General features: G+C 41.3%; 14 protein-coding genes. 4 read left to right on the top strand and 10 right to left on the bottom strand.

Annotated features, from left to right (window positions below):
* Window positions 1–4: 4 nt before the first annotated feature.
* From GY065_RS05685 to GY065_RS05660, 6 genes are all read right to left on the bottom strand, one after another.
* A complete protein-coding gene (locus tag GY065_RS05685) occupies window positions 5–880 on the bottom strand; it encodes a metal ABC transporter permease (RefSeq protein WP_100116237.1) in 876 nt (291 codons plus the stop codon).
* Between the two features lie 5 nt (window positions 881–885).
* Window positions 886–1,614, bottom strand: a complete 729-nt coding sequence (locus GY065_RS05680) for a metal ABC transporter ATP-binding protein (protein WP_174833505.1) — start codon at window positions 1,612–1,614, stop codon at window positions 886–888.
* Between the two features lie 200 nt (window positions 1,615–1,814).
* On the bottom strand, window positions 1,815–3,386 hold the full coding sequence (mnmC, locus tag GY065_RS05675; RefSeq protein WP_174833398.1) for an FAD-dependent 5-carboxymethylaminomethyl-2-thiouridine(34) oxidoreductase MnmC: 1,572 nt from the start codon (window positions 3,384–3,386) through the stop codon (window positions 1,815–1,817).
* The gene (locus tag GY065_RS05670; RefSeq protein WP_174833397.1) at window positions 3,383–5,512 is read right to left on the bottom strand and encodes an AsmA family protein; all 2,130 of its coding nucleotides are present in this window, start codon (window positions 5,510–5,512) and stop codon (window positions 3,383–3,385) included. Before GY065_RS05670 ends, mnmC begins: the two co-directional genes overlap by 4 nt.
* Before the next feature lie 265 nt (window positions 5,513–5,777).
* A complete protein-coding gene (locus tag GY065_RS05665; protein WP_174833396.1) occupies window positions 5,778–6,233 on the bottom strand; it encodes a copper chaperone PCu(A)C in 456 nt (151 codons plus the stop codon).
* A 79-nt stretch (window positions 6,234–6,312) separates the two neighbouring features.
* Window positions 6,313–7,104, bottom strand: coding sequence for an inositol monophosphatase family protein (locus GY065_RS05660; protein ID WP_084548448.1), 792 nt, complete (start codon window positions 7,102–7,104; stop codon window positions 6,313–6,315).
* Window positions 7,105–7,308: 204 nt separating this feature from the next.
* Between GY065_RS05660 and GY065_RS05655 the strand changes: the two genes are divergently transcribed.
* The 4 genes from GY065_RS05655 (at window position 7,309) to clpP (ending at window position 11,243) form a co-directional block, all read left to right on the top strand.
* Window positions 7,309–8,142, top strand: a complete 834-nt coding sequence (locus GY065_RS05655; RefSeq protein ID WP_244621491.1) for an RNA methyltransferase — start codon at window positions 7,309–7,311, stop codon at window positions 8,140–8,142.
* Between the two features lie 44 nt (window positions 8,143–8,186).
* Window positions 8,187–9,053: a DUF1853 family protein gene (locus tag GY065_RS05650; RefSeq protein ID WP_174833395.1), complete on the top strand. Its 867-nt coding sequence runs from the start codon at window positions 8,187–8,189 to the stop codon at window positions 9,051–9,053.
* A gap of 174 nt (window positions 9,054–9,227) precedes the next feature.
* Window positions 9,228–10,547: a trigger factor gene (tig, locus tag GY065_RS05645; RefSeq protein WP_041880161.1), complete on the top strand. Its 1,320-nt coding sequence runs from the start codon at window positions 9,228–9,230 to the stop codon at window positions 10,545–10,547.
* An 84-nt stretch (window positions 10,548–10,631) separates the two neighbouring features.
* Window positions 10,632–11,243 carry an ATP-dependent Clp endopeptidase proteolytic subunit ClpP gene (gene clpP / locus GY065_RS05640; RefSeq protein ID WP_025330704.1) on the top strand — a complete coding sequence of 204 codons (612 nt, stop codon included), beginning with the start codon at window positions 10,632–10,634 and terminating at the stop codon, window positions 11,241–11,243.
* 139 nt (window positions 11,244–11,382) lie between these two features.
* Here the strand turns inward: clpP and rodA are convergent, their stop codons facing one another.
* The 4 genes from rodA to mreC are packed head-to-tail and all read right to left on the bottom strand — an operon-like array spanning window position 11,383 to window position 15,923.
* A complete protein-coding gene (gene rodA, locus GY065_RS05635) occupies window positions 11,383–12,489 on the bottom strand; it encodes a rod shape-determining protein RodA (RefSeq protein ID WP_037476374.1) in 1,107 nt (368 codons plus the stop codon).
* An 8-nt stretch (window positions 12,490–12,497) separates the two neighbouring features.
* Window positions 12,498–14,537 (bottom strand): penicillin-binding protein 2, encoded by a 2,040-nt coding sequence (gene mrdA, locus GY065_RS05630; RefSeq protein WP_174833394.1) that lies wholly within the window; start codon window positions 14,535–14,537, stop codon window positions 12,498–12,500.
* Window positions 14,534–15,031 (bottom strand): rod shape-determining protein MreD, encoded by a 498-nt coding sequence (gene mreD / locus GY065_RS05625; RefSeq protein WP_174833393.1) that lies wholly within the window; start codon window positions 15,029–15,031, stop codon window positions 14,534–14,536. Before mreD ends, mrdA begins: the two co-directional genes overlap by 4 nt.
* A complete protein-coding gene (gene mreC, locus GY065_RS05620) occupies window positions 15,024–15,923 on the bottom strand; it encodes a rod shape-determining protein MreC (RefSeq protein WP_174833392.1) in 900 nt (299 codons plus the stop codon). The genes mreD and mreC overlap by 8 nt, the downstream gene beginning before the upstream one ends.
* Window positions 15,924–15,930 lie beyond the last annotated feature (7 nt).

The raw sequence follows: 15,930 nt of genomic DNA, 5'->3' as shown, positions 1-15,930 counted from the left end.
TTTTTCAGGCAATATGATGACGGTGACGTTTATATAACCGCCATAAAATACCATTTTCACAACCAATAAATAAAGACAGAATATAAACAAAACCACAACACAAAATAATTGCCGGACCTGAAGGCAGATCTATATAGTAAGAAAGCAGTAATCCGATAAATCCGCAAACTATGGCAATACCGGCAGCAATCGTCATCATACCGCCCATTGTTTTATGCCATAACCTTGCGCTGATAGCCGGTAACATCATCAAGCCTACAGACATCAAAGTACCTAAGGCTTGAAAACCAGCTACCAGATTCAAAACGACAAGTATTAAAAAGATAATATGCCAGAGTGTACCTTTTCCGTTTACGGCACGCAGAAACAGCGGATCGATACTTTCCAGCATCAGCGGCCGGTAAATAACAGCCAGTATCAGCATGGTTATACTGCTGACTACCGCAACCAAAGTTAAGGCTGCGCGATCAACCGATAAAATTGAGCCGAATAATAAATTCAGTAAATCGACGCTATTACCACCACGACTGACCAATACCACGCCTAAAGCCAGACAGGTAAGAAAAAAAGCTGCAAAGCTGGCATCTTCACGTACATCGGCAAAGCGACTGGCCAGACCGGCCAGTAAAGCCATCAGTAAACCGGCAATAAAGCCGCCTAAACTCATTGCGGGCAGACTGAGACCGGCAATCATATAACCAGCGGCAGCACCCGGTAAAATTGCATGACCTAAAGCATCACCAACCAGACTCATGCGGCGCATCATCAGAAAAACCCCTACCGGTGCCGTCCCCAAAGCAAGAAATACAATAGAGCAGAGTGCATAACGCATAAAATCGTAATCAGCAAAAGGTTCTGTAAGTAAATGGACAATATTCATCAGTTTTACCTATCACACCACTGGTTTTGTTCATATTGCTGCATAGCTACTGCTGCCTTTTGCAGATTATTTTCTGTTATTACTTTATCTGTTTTACCTGCTGCAATTTTTTCACGGGCAATTAATAGGGTATTGGGAAAATAGGCTTGTACTTGTTCATAATCGTGCAAAACGGTAATAACAGTACATTTTTGTTGCTGCTGATATGTCTTGAGTATATCCAGTAAAGCAAATGTGGTTGACGCATCGACAGCATTAAATGGTTCATCCAGTAATAATACACTTGCATTCTGAATCAGCATACGCGCCAGCAATACACGTTGAAATTGGCCGTTGGAAAGCTGAGCAATACTGCGGTCTTTATATTGCAACATCCCTACCTGATTAAGTACATTAAAAATTCGCTGATACATGGTTTTAGATATACTGGCAAAAAAACCGGTTTCATACCATAAACCCATTGCTACCAGTTCAAATACACTCATCGGCTGGCTACGATCAATATCCGACTGCTGAGGCAGATAGGCAATATCGGAGCGCTGCAATTTTCCCCAGCTAATTTGGCCGCTATCAGGGCGAACAAGATGCATGATGGCTTTAAGCAAAGTTGATTTACCCGCTCCGTTTGGACCAAATATAGCCCACATCTCATTCATATTAAAATCAATATTGATATGATGAATAGCCGGTCGATGTCTGTAGCTCACAGTAACATTTTCAAGCTGAATACTCATGATCCGCACACCGCCCATGTATACATTAACCAGAGTAAAACCAGAATCAGGCTTACCCATGACAGACGTTTTATTGCTCCGCAAAGCAAGAGTGAAAACATACTGAGCCTTTAATAACCAATCCTAATCAAGAATGTTACTATATAACATTACATAAATGATACCCTATAACATTATAAATATGCAAAATGTTACTTAGTCTATTCAGTAAATGTGAATGATTGGTGATGAGTGAGCATCCTGATGGGTAAACGATTCGGATGTAAAGCCTGCTGTAAGCGTACCGATAAAGGAGAGGGCAAACCAAGAATAGATGCAGCTATAGCTTCAGCGCATAGCGGAGCAGTAATCAATCCACGGCTGCCATGAGCGGTATTGATAAATACTCCCGGCAGCCATGGACAGGGCTGAGTAAGCGGGTAGTTTTTATCCATACGTAACTGCGCATAATACTTGAACATAGCAGATGTATCGCCGATTGGTCCGACAACCGGTAAATGATCATAAGCATCACAACGTATGGCTGCATGTCCCTGCAAAGGGTTATCAGAATCTAAGTTAGCTGCAAGATGGGGCATCCATTGGCGTAATTGCTGCCAGTTTTCTTTTTCGTCTTCACTGGTTAAATCATCATTGGTTTGATTGGGATGAAAGGTAGCGCCAAAACACAATTTATCACGCCATTGCGGGGTAATATAACTATTTGCACTCAATGCGCAGTGCGGCTGCACAGCCTCCTGTTTTATACAGGCAGTAGTTGTCTGACCGCGTATTTTATGAAGTGGCCATCCGGCTACCGGATACAAAAAATTACTTTCAGCTCCGGCACAAATGACAATATGTGATGCATTAAGTGAAAATGCCTCAAGCTGATTCTGACAATCTATCTGCCATAAATCCTTTTGCCGGCAAATTGCATTTACTTTCGTTGTTGTTAATACCTGAATCAGCGGGTGCCTGAGCATATTCTGAATCCAGCTGAGAGGATTAATTGCTGCGCCATAAGGCCACCATAAACCACTATGCGGCAAATCTATACCAGCGATCTGACTGGCTTCTTCCTGTGTAACAGAATGAAATAATTTACTTTGCGGATTTTGATTAGCCAACAGCATATTACGTTGCTGTTCTTTTGAATTGTAATTCAGATGGATAACACCACAATCCAGCCAACCCTGACCGGCAGGCAAACAGTTGCTGAGCAGTGCCCGGCTGTAGCCATAGCCAGCTAGTAGTAGCTCAGTCTGAACCGTAGCATGGGCAGAAATTTTTGCGTATAACAGACCAAGATGATTGCCTGAGGCTGCGCTGGCAATTGTATGCTGTTCTATGACTGTTACTGCTATACCACGCTTTGCCAGAGCAAAGGCAGTGGCAGCGCCGGCAATACCTGTGCCAATCACCACAACGGATTTAATCGGTAATAAATCCGGCAAGGTAAGCCAAGGTTTATATCTGAATTCAGAATAAACGGGCGTCATACTTGTACAGACTATACCGGGATTAAACTGAACCCATTGTTCATATACATGCGGCTGAATAAGAATAAATTTTCCTGCATGACGAAATGGATAACTAAATACCGGTTGGTGCTGCCAGAATATTTTGGCTTCAAGCCAGAGCTGTACAATAATCTGGCCAGCAGGTGATTGTGCAGTTAAAGACTCAGGCCAGTCTTGTGCAATTATTATGATTTCTGCCTGCTCATCACTGCCTATCTTCTCAGCCAGTTCATCTGGCTTCGGCCACCCGTGGAAAGTATAAACGCTCATGGCTGACGAGCAGAGGTATGAGTTTCGGAAGAAGAACTGGCTCCCTGATTCAGCCATAACCATTGCTGCTGTAATGTTTGCCGCAAACTGTCCTGTTTTTGTTGTGAAGTGTGTAAACCGGCAGTCAGTTTCTGATAATCAATTGTAAAGGAAGGGCGGCTAAAAGTGCCATTAATGCGTAATGGCAGTAAATTTTGCTGCTGAGCACGCCGAGTAGCAATCAGCACATTATAATCCATTTGCTGCTGTAGCCATTTAACACTACCCGTTCCTTTAATATCAAAGTTATCAGCATGCAATTCTATTCGTCCGTTTTTACTCTTACCGTTCTCTACCGGAATAAACAGCTTAATATTACGGAATGGCGTTTGGCTGGTTTCATTATAAGCAACGGTAGTCTGATTCTCGCTGTTTTGCAGAATATTATTGACATCAATCCCGTTCCAGAAACCCTGATGAATTTGTAATTTAGCATTACCAGTCAGACTCGACAGCCATTGCTGACGATTAATACCATTACCATGTAACTCAAAATCGGCATCTGCAGTTCCATCAAGGTTTTGCCAGCCAAATGTATCCTGAAGAAAAGATTTTATCTGCACATTATTTACATGTTGCTGAATTTTCCAGCTCAAAGGATTGGCATTACTAATCTGTAACATTCCCTGACTGTTTCCGCCATACATCTGAATACTGAATGGTTGCAGTGTAAAATTATGCGCATCAATTGAAAGATTGGTTTTCAGCTGATTCAGTTGCACTTTATGCGTCTGCAAAGAATCGATATTAAGTAGGGTATTAACAGAACGGTTTTTAAACCAGTTTTGCCACAACTTTTGCCAGTCAGACGGAAGTATACCGGTAGTATTATCTGTATACGGGCGTAGATTTAGCTGAACAAGATGAATATTTCCATTCACTTTTCCTGAATTTTTATCACTTTGGTAATTTAAGTTAATATCTACAGGCTGATTATCGAACTGACCTTGTAATACTAACTGTGCATTTCCGTTGTCATCTCCATGAAGACTGCCAGTCAGATCACTGATAAACCGCGAATAAGGCAGAGCATTAACAGCATCCTGATGGCTGTTAACCGATAAATTACTAATTTTCCAATGCCGCATATCCAGCCAGTTTAACTGACCGCTCACGGTTAAAGCAGTTTGATATAAATGACTTTGCCAGCCACTATCAATCTGAAACTGTGATAAAGACCATTGATTCTGTATCCAGCTGGTATTACTGGCAGATAAAGTTGCATTAATCTCATTATCACCAATTTGTGCGGTAGCCACACCGTTCAATTGTGGTAATAATAGTTTAGCCCAACCAAGTTGCCAGTTCTGACCATTACCTGATATATGCAACTGATTATGCTGACTGTGCCATTGCCATTGGACAGCAGTTGTCTGAAAAAGCTGCTGCTGAGGCAGCCAGCGCGCATCAAAATGCCATTGGCCATTACTATCGCCCAAAGAAGGTAGCTTAGTTTTTACTTCCAGATTGACATCCTGCCACTGCATAACCGCATCAGGACGGTAAACAGCACTTAGCTGACATTGCATAGTCTGCATGTATTGGCCGTTGAGCGTCCCATCCAGTTTAAGCAAACTGTTATTACCAAGATTATGCCATTGTAAATTTAGCTGATTAATTTTCTGAATATTTTGTCTGTCATTGATACGGAAGCTGGCATTTTCCAAAATAAAGCGATTAATTTTCAATTGATTATTTTTTTGTTGTTGTTCCCATAAATCGCTCAAATTCCATTGCCCCTGACTATCTCTAACAAGATTAACGTGTGCATTTGTAAGCTGTAATTTTTCAATTGTCATGCGACCAAACAAACTTTGCCACCCTAAACCAATTTTCATATCATCAATATGAATATCGTCGGCTTTGCTGAATTTATTTTTAATACGTACATTGTGCAAAGTAACTGTCGGGCGTGGAAACATAGCACGGTTTATATCCTGGTCAAAAATAACCTGATGGCCACTATTTGCCATCATGGCATTTGCCCGTTTATTAATTTCTTCTGCATTAAATAAATAATGCAAAACGGCTATATCAATGGTTAGTAAAAGGATAATGCTCAGGCAGCTGAATACGATCAGCTTCAACCAGAATTTGCCTGAATGCAATAAGGAAATCATATTGAATTAAAATTGGATTATTCTTAAAAACTTTGTTCTGATTTATCATCAGAACAAAGAAACAAAATATATTTTTATATAAAACAAATTCAATCAATAAAATAAAAATATCCTATTGATTAAATTAGAAGCCAACAATCAGCTTAGTCAATTAAGTAGACGAATCTATTGAAAGACCAGAGATTGTAAGATAAAGATAAATGCCAGCCTGTTTAACAGACTGGCTGCAAATCTAATGATGCATATGATGATTATCTGAACCAGAAGAACCGACACTGACAGGAACATTAAGTATTAACGGTTTGGCATAACGAAAAGTTAAACGCACCGGAATTGTTGTCCCTTTTACTAAGGGCTTTTTTAAGCCCATTAACATAATATGCATTTTTCCCGGTTGAAGCTGGGTCACCTTACCGGCAGGTAAGGGCAGACCTTGCGGTAAAGGGCGCATTTTCATAACGCCATCTACTTCGGTTGTTTCATGCACTTCACTAGACATTGCCACCGGGCTGGATACACTCAGTAAAACATCATCTTTATCTGAATGATTATCCAAATCCATAAATACACCACTGGAAGACATTCCCGGCACACTGAACCGTGCCCATGCATGATTAGCAGCAATACCTTGTGCCAATACCAAACCTGCATATGAAGCCAATAAAGTCGAAAACAAAATTTTTTTCATAATTATCATCTTTATAAAAGCAGATATAAAATTTGTTGTACCCGTATGACCTTAACCGGAGCAAGTTGCCATAAAAACATTATACAGCTAAATGCGGAGCAATAATTTGTAAAAGCTGGGCAAGAATTTTGGGATTTGCAGCAACAATATCCCCACTATCCAACCAAGTTTGTTCACCATGCATATCAGTAACAATACCACCAGCCTCCTGCACAATCAGAGCACCACCAGCAATATCCCAGGGTTTCAGGTTAAACTCAAAATATCCGTCAACTCGGCCACAGGCAACATTACATAAATCTAGAGCAGCAGAACCTTCTCTGCGACCACCGGCTGTTTTAGCCAGTACGTCTTTTAAAATTGCTAGATAGGTATCCATCATGCTTTGGTCAACAACTGGAAAACCTGTAGCTATCAGGCTGCGCAATAAATCACTTCGATTGCTAACCCGAATACGCTTATCATTAAGCAAAGCGCCTTGACCTCGGCTGGCAATATATAAATCATTCTGTTCCGGTGCATAAACCAGTGCTTCGGCTAAAGTACCTTTATGCAGCAAAGCCATAGAAATAGCGTACTGTTTATGTCCGTGTAAATAATTGGTTGTACCGTCCAGCGGATCAATAATCCATTGATATTCCGCATTAGTATTACCTAAATGACCAGCCTCTTCACTCAAAACAGCATGATGAGGGTAGACTTCCTGAATAGTGTTAACAATAATATGCTCAGCCTCGCGGTCTACATCTGAAACAAAATCATTAGCAGCTTTATTATCAATTTTAATGTTGTTTAAATTGCTGCTGGCACGATGCATCATTTGGCCGGCTTTGCGTGCTGCTTTCCACGCAGTAGTTAATATAGGATTCATGCTAATTCTCGAGATAGGGCTTAAAAGCTAAAACAGATATACAATGGGTATTTTAAAGAACAAATGCCGCATAGAAACACTGCGGCAATATAAACAGAATATTGCCAATTATACGACAAAAAGTGTTTTTGCCAAAATTATGCTCTCGTAGCAGATTGAGAGGCCTGATTTTGCTATAATACGCAGAATTTCTGCATTCAGCAGATGTCTGTATTAATCACTGATATGAATAAACCTGTTCTACCGGATTTTCTCAACAACATTACTATTGTACTTAGCCGAACCAGTCATCCTGCCAATATCGGATCTGCAGCAAGAGCCATGAAAACAATGGGTTTAACCAGACTTACTCTTGTTGCACCGAATTTGATGCAGACGCCAATGACATCTGACCCTGCTAAGTTCGATTATGCCAATCCAGCTGCATTTGTATTACCTGAAGAAAGCTTTATCCTGGCCTCAGGTGCTCGTGATGTACTGGAAAATGCACGGATTGTCGCTACACTGGATGATGCTCTTGCAGATACTACTTTATCTTGCGCCTTAACCAGCCGGCGGCGTGAGTTGTCCGCTCCGCTACATACCCCGCGGGAAATCATGCCCTCATTAATTTCGGCAGCCAGTACAGGTCAGCAAATAGCACTGGTATTTGGAAATGAAACTTTTGGATTAAGTATAGATGAAGTTCAAAGTTGCAATCGTCTGATTACTATTAATGGTAATCCGGATTATTTTTCTCTTAATCTGGCCCAGGCGGTGCAAATTATATGTTATGAATTGTTCAGCCATGTTGATATCAGCATGACACATCTAAAACAAGAACAGAATCTGGCTACTCATCAGCAAACAAGCGGTATGGTAGAACATTTACAACAGGTAATGAATTTGGCCGGCTTCTTTAACCGGCGCAATGAAAAAAGGCTGATGCGACGCATGGCTGCAATGTTTGACCGTGCACAATTAAGCACAGAAGATATCGATGTCTTGCGCGGATTCTACAATACTGTTAGTCAGCAATTACAAAAAAATCAAAATTAGTATTATATTGTAAATATTTGTCTGCAAAAGAAAAGGGTGCCAGTATGAATTATTCTTCAGATCCGATTTGGTGGCGTTTAAAAAAAACGATCGTACGCGATCTGGCCAGTCTGTTAACGGCACCACCTCCATGGATATCATCTGCCGAGATACCAATTTCAGTACTATTGGGAGATGAAGGATTCCGATTTTTACTTTATCTGGATGAGCAGCCTGAAAGCCTGTATTTATTTCTGAAAAAACATGGCGGATATCAGAGCCGCCTGGGCATTTATGCAGAACGTTTACTCAGGTATTGGTTTTTACATGCTCCGCACAGCAGACTGATTGCACATAATGTGCAGATTCAGCATAATCAGCAAACATTGGGGGCTTTCGATTTTATCGTACAGTTAAACGAAAGTATTTACCATCTGGAGTTAGCAACTAAATATTATGGCAGCCGGTCAAATCAACTTGAAAACTTTACCGGTCTGAATCCGACTGACCAGCTTATTAATAAAATGCATAAAATCCAGCAGCAGCTCAGGTTAAGCACGGAGCCTACTGCTGAAAATATCCTGAAAGATCTATCTTTGGAGCATGAGCAATTGCAACATGCCAGCATTATTCGCGGTATGCTGTTTATGCCTGAACCACAGCAACAATTGCCAGCACCATTAAATTCTTTGAGCTGGCAAGGGTATTATGTAGAAAACTGGGATGAATTTAAATGCTCAGAAAATAGTCGTTTTTACGTACTTGACCATTTATCTTTTCTGTCTCCTGCACGCATCAGTAGTAATGCTATAGTTACCTTCAATCAGATTAAGCAAATCCGCCAGGGTATGGTTGCAGTGGTTGAAGAGCGTGCAGACGGCTGCTGGCATGAAGTGCAGCGTATAATGAAAACAAATTGTAAAAACAACTAAACATGAACAGCAGTAAGTGTTTTTATCACTACATAGGTTTTTATAAGGGCTTATGGTACACTTGCCATTTAATTTTTGTCTGCATGAGTAAATGCCCGTGTGCGTACAGCCCAAAAGCAGTAGCTTAAGACAAATGAAACCAAAATCAGATCAACTGACATCTAAGGGTTTACGATGAGCGTAACAGTAGAAAAATTAGATAATTTAGAGCGTAAAATCATTTTGGCTCTGAACTGGGAAGACATCAGAGCAAAAGTCAACGCACGCATGAAAGTAGCACAGAAACGTGCCCGTGTTGATGGCTTTCGTCCCGGTAAAGCACCGCTGAGAATAATCGACTCTATGTACGGCTATGGTATTCGTGACGAAGTACTGAACGAAATGACCCATAAAGCATTTGAAGATACCATTGTAGCTGAAAAACTAAAAGTTGCTGGTCTGAAAAGCCTGACTGCTTTGGAAGATGCCGATCAGGATGATGAAAAAGTTTATAAAATTGCCGTAGTATTTGAAGAATTTCCAGAAATCAAAGTCGGTGATTTAAGTAATCAGGAAGTAACGAAGTTCAGCACTGAAATCGGTGATGCAGAAATAGATAAAACTGTTGATATTCTGCGCCAGCAGCGTACCCGTTTTAATCATGTTGAACGAGAGGCACGTGAAGGCGATCGGGTTATTATTGATTTTGCCGGCAAAATTGACGGTGAAGCCTTTGCTGGCGGTACTGCTGAAAATTATCCGTTTATGCTGGGCAAAGGCCAGATGCTACCGGATTTTGAAGCAGGTATTGCTGGCATGAAAGAAGATGACGTAAAAGAAGTTGCCGTTACTTTTCCGGAAGATTACCAAAGCAAAGAGCTGGCAGGAAAAACCGCAAATTTCACTATTACTCTGAAAAACGTTTCTGAAGCAGTTCTACCGGAAGTAAATGAAGAATTTGCCAAGTCACTTGGTATTGAAGACGGTGATGTCGAAAAAATGCGTGCTGAAATCAAAAAAAATGTCAGCCGTGAAGTAAACCGTCGCGTTAGCGAAATGACTAAAGACAGTGCAATTAATGCATTACTGGCTGCAACACCGATCGAAGTACCTTCCTCACTGATTACAGAAGAAGCTAAAAGCATGGCAGCAAGAATGAAAGAAAATTTTGCTGCTCAAGGTATGGATCAGAAAGATCTGGAATTACCACTGGATATGTTTAACGAACAGGCCAGCCGTCGTGTTGCCATCAGCCTGATTATGGGTGAGTTAGTTCGTGAAGAAAAGCTTGAACCGACAGAAGAGCAGGTGCGTAACGTTATTAACGAATTTGCTGATAGCTATGAAGATCCGCAGGAAGTTATCGACTGGTACTACAGCGACAGAAAAAATCTTCAGGCACCTACTTCATTAGCCATTGAGCAGAATGTAGTTGATTATGTATTAGGCAAAGCAAAAGTGACTGATAAAGTACTGACTTTTGATGAAGTGATGGGTCAGCAGGCCCAAGCCTGAATGTAAAATACATAATCTGATATGACCAAGCACCGAAGTAGTAGTAAAGCTGCTTAGGTGCTTTTATTTCAACTGAGGAAAAATATGTCACATATTGAAAATCTGGGTCTGGTACCTATGGTAGTAGAGCAGAGCGGTCGCGGAGAACGTGCATACGACATTTATTCACGCCTGCTTAAAGAGCGCATTATTTTTATGGTAGGACCGGTGACTGATGAAACTGCCAATCTGGTGGTTGCCCAGTTATTATTTTTGGAAAGCGAGAATCCTGACAAGGATATTTCTCTTTACATTAATTCTCCGGGTGGCTCAGTTACAGCAGGCATGTCAATTTTTGATACGATGAATTTTATTAAGCCCGATGTAGCAACTTTGTGCCTGGGACAGGCAGCCAGTATGGGTGCCTTTTTACTTTCTGCGGGGGCTAAAGGTAAACGCTTTGCCCTGCCTAATAGTCGCGTCATGATTCACCAGCCGCTTATCAGTGGCGGATTAGGTGGTCAGGCTTCAGACATCGAAATCCACGCACGTGAGTTACTCAAACTGAAAAAACAGTTAAACGAGCACCTTGCCCGTCATACCGGACAAAAACTTGAACAGATTGAAAAAGATACCGATCGTGATAATTTCATGTCAGCTGAAGAGGCTAAAAAATATGGTTTGATAGATGAAGTACTAGTTCACAGACCTAAATAAAATTTTAAGAAGCAAACAATTAGATAGTATATCTAATACATTAGAAAACGAAACCTTCAAACAAGGTTTCGTTTTTCATTATTGTACTTATGACATGTAAGCTAACAATATTTTTTATCTTAAACAAATAAATAGAATATTATTGTTTACGCTGATTACTTATACCCATCAGCATGGCTAAAATTACCATTACCGATAAAGTAGCTGTACCACCATAGCTTACCAATGGCAAAGGCACTCCTACCACAGGTAAAATCCCACTAACCATACCCATATTTACAAATGCATAGCAAAAAAGGGTCATGGTTAATGCTCCAGCCAGTGTTCGGCAATATAACGTTGGCGCTTTAAAGGTTATATAAAGGCCGCGCACGAGAATAAACGTATATACGGTTACCAGTAAAATATTTCCTATCAGGCCAAACTCTTCTCCAAACACCGCAAAAATGAAGTCTGTAGTTGATTCAGGAATATAATCTAAATGTGTTTGCGACCCTTCTAACCATCCTTTGCCCCATATTCCGCCAGAGCCAATTGCTGTCATGGATTGAAGAATATGGTACCCGGCACCCAGCCGGTCTTTAGTTGGATCGAGTAAAGTCAATACGCGCATACGCTGATAATCATGCATACCGTAATTCCAGATCAATGGCAGCATGGCAACGAAACCAATAATTGATGAAATGATGACTTTCCACGGTAAACCGGCAAAAAATATCACGAACAGACCTGAAGCCATAATCAGAGTAGCGGTCCCCAAGTCCGGCTGTTTTAAAATCAGTGCTACCGGAATGAATATCAGTACGAAAGCAATAATATAATGATACCAGCGAATATTACTTTCATTTTTTTGAAAGTACCACGCAATCAGCATCGGTACAGCAATTTTCATAATTTCTGAAGGCTGAATACGGGCTACACCAATATTCAGCCATCGTGTTGAACCATTTACCGTAATTCCGGCAAAATGCACCCCAATTAATAGCAAAATCCCCAAACAATATGCAGGTAAAGCAAAATTACTTAATATCTGAGGAGGAGTACGCGCAATAACCCATAGTAAAATAAAACTTAGAATAGTATGCAGGGTTTTATTTTCAAGCTGACCAAAATCCTGACCATCGGCAGAATAAAGCAAAAATAAACTCATTACATAAATAATCAACATGGCATAAAAAAGCCATACATCCATCGGTGCCCAGAGCTTGATCCAGAGACGTTTAAACCATTTTTGTTCATTGATCATAGTTTATCTCACAGGCCTGGCTGAGGACGATAAGCACGCAATAACGGAGGTAAGTCAGTCTGACTATGCTCATTATGTTGTTTTGCATCCATCATGGCATTATTGGATAAATCATTCACCGGTAAATCAGCAGAATTAGTCGCTTCTTTTGCACTAGGGAGATTTTTTAATTTCAAAAGATAAAAATCAGCTAATTGACGAGCCAGAGGAGCCGCTGTAGCACCCCAACCATTGTTTTCAAGAATAACTGCAATCGCTATCTGTGGCTTATCTGCAGGCGCAAATGCAATAAACCATGCATGGTCTCTCAGCTGTACTTTTAATGCTGCCGCATTATAACGTGCACCTTGTTTAATCTGCACGACCTGGGCAGTACCGGTTTTGCCGCCCATAGTATAAGCCAGACCCGAACCCACTGCCGCAGCCGTACCGCCCGGTTTTAATACTTTTTGCATAGCATCTTTAACATATTCAAAATTGCCACGTTTGAAAGGAACAGTTCTAACCGGTTGCGGATCGATTAAAGTCATTTTTTTCGAATTATGGTCAAGTAATGCCTGAACCAAATGAGGGCGGTAAACAACACCATCATTACTGAGAATTGCTGTAGCAAAAGCCATCTGCAGAGGAGTATACGCATTATAGCCCTGACCGATGGCCATGCTCACACTATCAGCCGGCTGCCATACGCGTGCTTGAGGTTTAGAACGGGCAAATCTTTTTTCTTTCCAAGCGCGTGTTGGCAATACACCAGCATATTCATGATTTATATCAATACCCGTCTGCTTACCAAGATTAAACTCAGCTAAATAAGGTGACATACGATCCACCCCCATTTCATAGCCCAGACGGTAAAAAAATGTATCTGACGAAACCTGAATAGCTTTATTCAGATTGGCTGACCCATGACCCCCTCGCGCAGCATCCCTGAACTGATGGGTTGATCCGGGAATACTCCAAAACCCCGGAGCAGGTAAAACTGTACTCTGAGTCAGTTTGCCACTTTCCAAAGCAGCCATTGCCAGAAAAGGCTTAAATGTAGATCCGGGAGGATACATACCCTGAGTCGCACGATTTAATAGCGGGTGACGCCAGTCTTCATTCAGACTTTTCCACGTATCAGTATCGATTCCGTCAATAAACAGATTCGGGTTATAGCTGGGTTTGGATACCATGGCCAGAATTGCACCCGTTTGCGGATTAATTGCAACTAAAGCACCACGTTTATCACCCATCAACCGGTCTGCTTCTTGCTGTACACGGATATCGAGTCCCAGGCGAAGCGTTTGTCCGGGTACTGCCGGCACTGTTTTAATAGTACGAACAATATGTCCCTGCGCATCCTTTTCAACTTCACGATAACCCGGAATACCATGTAATTGCCGTTCATAGTATTCTTCCAGCCCCATTTTTCCTATATGAGTACTACCACGATACAGTGTCGTCAGTTCTGCTTTGTCAAGAGCTGCCATATCGCGGTCGCTGATCCGGCCGATGTAGCCTACGATATGAGCAAGTAATTCGCCATAAGGATAATCGCGAAATGTTCGCGCATTAATCTCAACACCCGGAAAACGATAAAGCTCAGCAGCCAGACGGCTGGCTTCTTCCATTGTTAATTTAAGTTTTAAAGGTACTTTTTCATAAGAACGGTATTCTGCACGAAATTTATTAAACCGCTTCATATCGCTGGGGGTAATGTCCACATAGTTACGCAAAGCATTAATTGTATCTTCGAGTTTACCCGGTATCTGATTAGGGGTAATCTCAAGAGAATAAGCTGGGTAGTTATGCGCCAGTACTACGCCATTAACATCAACTATTTCTCCACGAATGGGTGGCGTAGGAATTAATGAGATACGATTATTAGTAGCAGCAATGACATATTCATCATATTTGATTACCTGCAAGTATACAAACCTGGCAATCAGCATAGAAAAACAAATAATAATCAAAGCAAAGACTACTGCAATCCGTAAACCCAGATCGCCATTTTGCGCAGGTTTAGATACACGCTTTTTTTTAGTTCGGAATTGCAGTGCTTTCATAGACGTCTTGAATAGGCGAGATAAAGCATGAATTTAGATAAAAGAGGCCAGAGCAGAGCACTGATAAATGGTGAAACAAACAGATTCCAGCCACTAAACTGATGGGTCGAAAAGAAGTGTACAACCACTAAAATCAAAGTCATTAGCATCAAACACCCGAAAATAGTCAGAGCCTGGTAAGCATAAGAATAACCAAGCATTTGATGCCTGTTTTGTTCAATCAGATAGACAGCTGCCATCAAACCTAGAGCGTGCTGTCCGAACGGAGTACCAATCCCCACATCCATGAGCAGTCCTAAAACAAAAGCCATACCGATGCCAATGTTTTGTGGTCGATGCAAGCTCCAGTACAGTGTCATCATCGTAGTGAATGCAGGCAGGCAGGCAGCCAGAGGCTGAGGAAACGGAATCAGATCCAGAAATAATGCAATCACCAGACTTAAAATAATAAGTCTTTTTTTGGTGTGGCGGTGAAGGCTGTCAACTTCAGTCATGATTGGTAGAGGTAGATAATGGATGATTAGTAGCTGCTACATCTGCAGAATAATGAGCTGTTTGTGCATGCTTTTGTGGTATTACCAATACAAAATTGCTATTGCGCAACTGTGCGACAGGTTCGATTTGTACCCGATAATAGGGTGAACCATTACTACCTTGTGCCTGCATAACTGTAGCAATAGGAATTCCGGCCGGATAAATACTATCCATACCTGATGTAACCAGTAAATCATTACGCAACAAACTTGCATTAGCAGGAAAATAGCGCAAATCAAGACTACCTGAACGGCCATAAACCAGAGTGCGTACACCCGTGCGCATTACCATCGCCGGAATAACTGCATTACTATTGGTAATTAGTGTCACTTCAGAACTCAATGGCTGAACAGCTGTAATCTGACCAATCAGACCATGTTCATCACTTACGGCATCACCCTGACGAATCTGATGATTACTGCCTTTATCTATAATAAAACGGTCAGTCAGCGGATTAGTATCACTAGATACAATCTGTGCAACCTGCGCCTGAGGTAATGCGGCTTTCTGAAGCTGAGTCAGATGATCAAGACTGATTACTGATTTTAGCTGTGCATCACGCTGGCTGAGTTGTAATTTAAGCTGCGCATTTTGAGCCTTCAACAATTTGTTTTCATCGTTCAGATTCTGCTGTTTCTCAAAAAATACCATACCATTGGACACAGCATTAACCGGCTGCATAGCCAGCCACTGTAACGGGTACAAAGCGGTACCAATATAATTGCGGCTAATTTTAACCACATCATACCGATTATCAAGCAACAACAATGCGACTGCAAACAGTGACAGTACGATGAGTTTACTGGTACTGCGCAGACCATTATGTACAAAATTAAGTGAAGGCTCTGCCATTATTAAC

Source organism: Snodgrassella sp. ESL0323 (genome assembly GCF_013346865.1).
GTDB classification, from domain to species: Bacteria; Pseudomonadota; Gammaproteobacteria; order Burkholderiales; family Neisseriaceae; genus Snodgrassella; species Snodgrassella alvi.
Note: the sequence above shows the minus strand (reverse complement) of the source record. Positions and strands in the feature narration are given on the sequence as shown.

Excerpts from the sequence above, each read along its gene's own strand:
- GY065_RS05660 (WP_084548448.1), bottom strand. The coding sequence starts at position 7,104 with ATGAATCCTATATTAACTACTGCGTGGAAAGCAGCACGCAAAGCCGGC.
- mrdA (WP_174833394.1), bottom strand. The coding sequence starts at position 14,537 with ATGAAAGCACTGCAATTCCGAACTAAAAAAAAGCGTGTATCTAAACCT.
- tig (WP_041880161.1), top strand. The coding sequence starts at position 9,228 with ATGAGCGTAACAGTAGAAAAATTAGATAATTTAGAGCGTAAAATCATT.
- clpP (WP_025330704.1), top strand. The coding sequence starts at position 10,632 with ATGTCACATATTGAAAATCTGGGTCTGGTACCTATGGTAGTAGAGCAG.
- GY065_RS05650 (WP_174833395.1), top strand. The coding sequence starts at position 8,187 with ATGAATTATTCTTCAGATCCGATTTGGTGGCGTTTAAAAAAAACGATC.
- GY065_RS05680 (WP_174833505.1), bottom strand. The coding sequence starts at position 1,614 with ATGAGTATTCAGCTTGAAAATGTTACTGTGAGCTACAGACATCGACCG.
- mreC (WP_174833392.1), bottom strand. The coding sequence starts at position 15,923 with ATGGCAGAGCCTTCACTTAATTTTGTACATAATGGTCTGCGCAGTACC.
- mnmC (WP_174833398.1), bottom strand. The coding sequence starts at position 3,386 with ATGAGCGTTTATACTTTCCACGGGTGGCCGAAGCCAGATGAACTGGCT.
- GY065_RS05685 (WP_100116237.1), bottom strand. The coding sequence starts at position 880 with ATGAATATTGTCCATTTACTTACAGAACCTTTTGCTGATTACGATTTT.
- rodA (WP_037476374.1), bottom strand. The coding sequence starts at position 12,489 with ATGATCAATGAACAAAAATGGTTTAAACGTCTCTGGATCAAGCTCTGG.
- GY065_RS05655 (WP_244621491.1), top strand. The coding sequence starts at position 7,309 with ATGTCTGTATTAATCACTGATATGAATAAACCTGTTCTACCGGATTTT.
- GY065_RS05665 (WP_174833396.1), bottom strand. The coding sequence starts at position 6,233 with ATGAAAAAAATTTTGTTTTCGACTTTATTGGCTTCATATGCAGGTTTG.
- mreD (WP_174833393.1), bottom strand. The coding sequence starts at position 15,031 with ATGACTGAAGTTGACAGCCTTCACCGCCACACCAAAAAAAGACTTATT.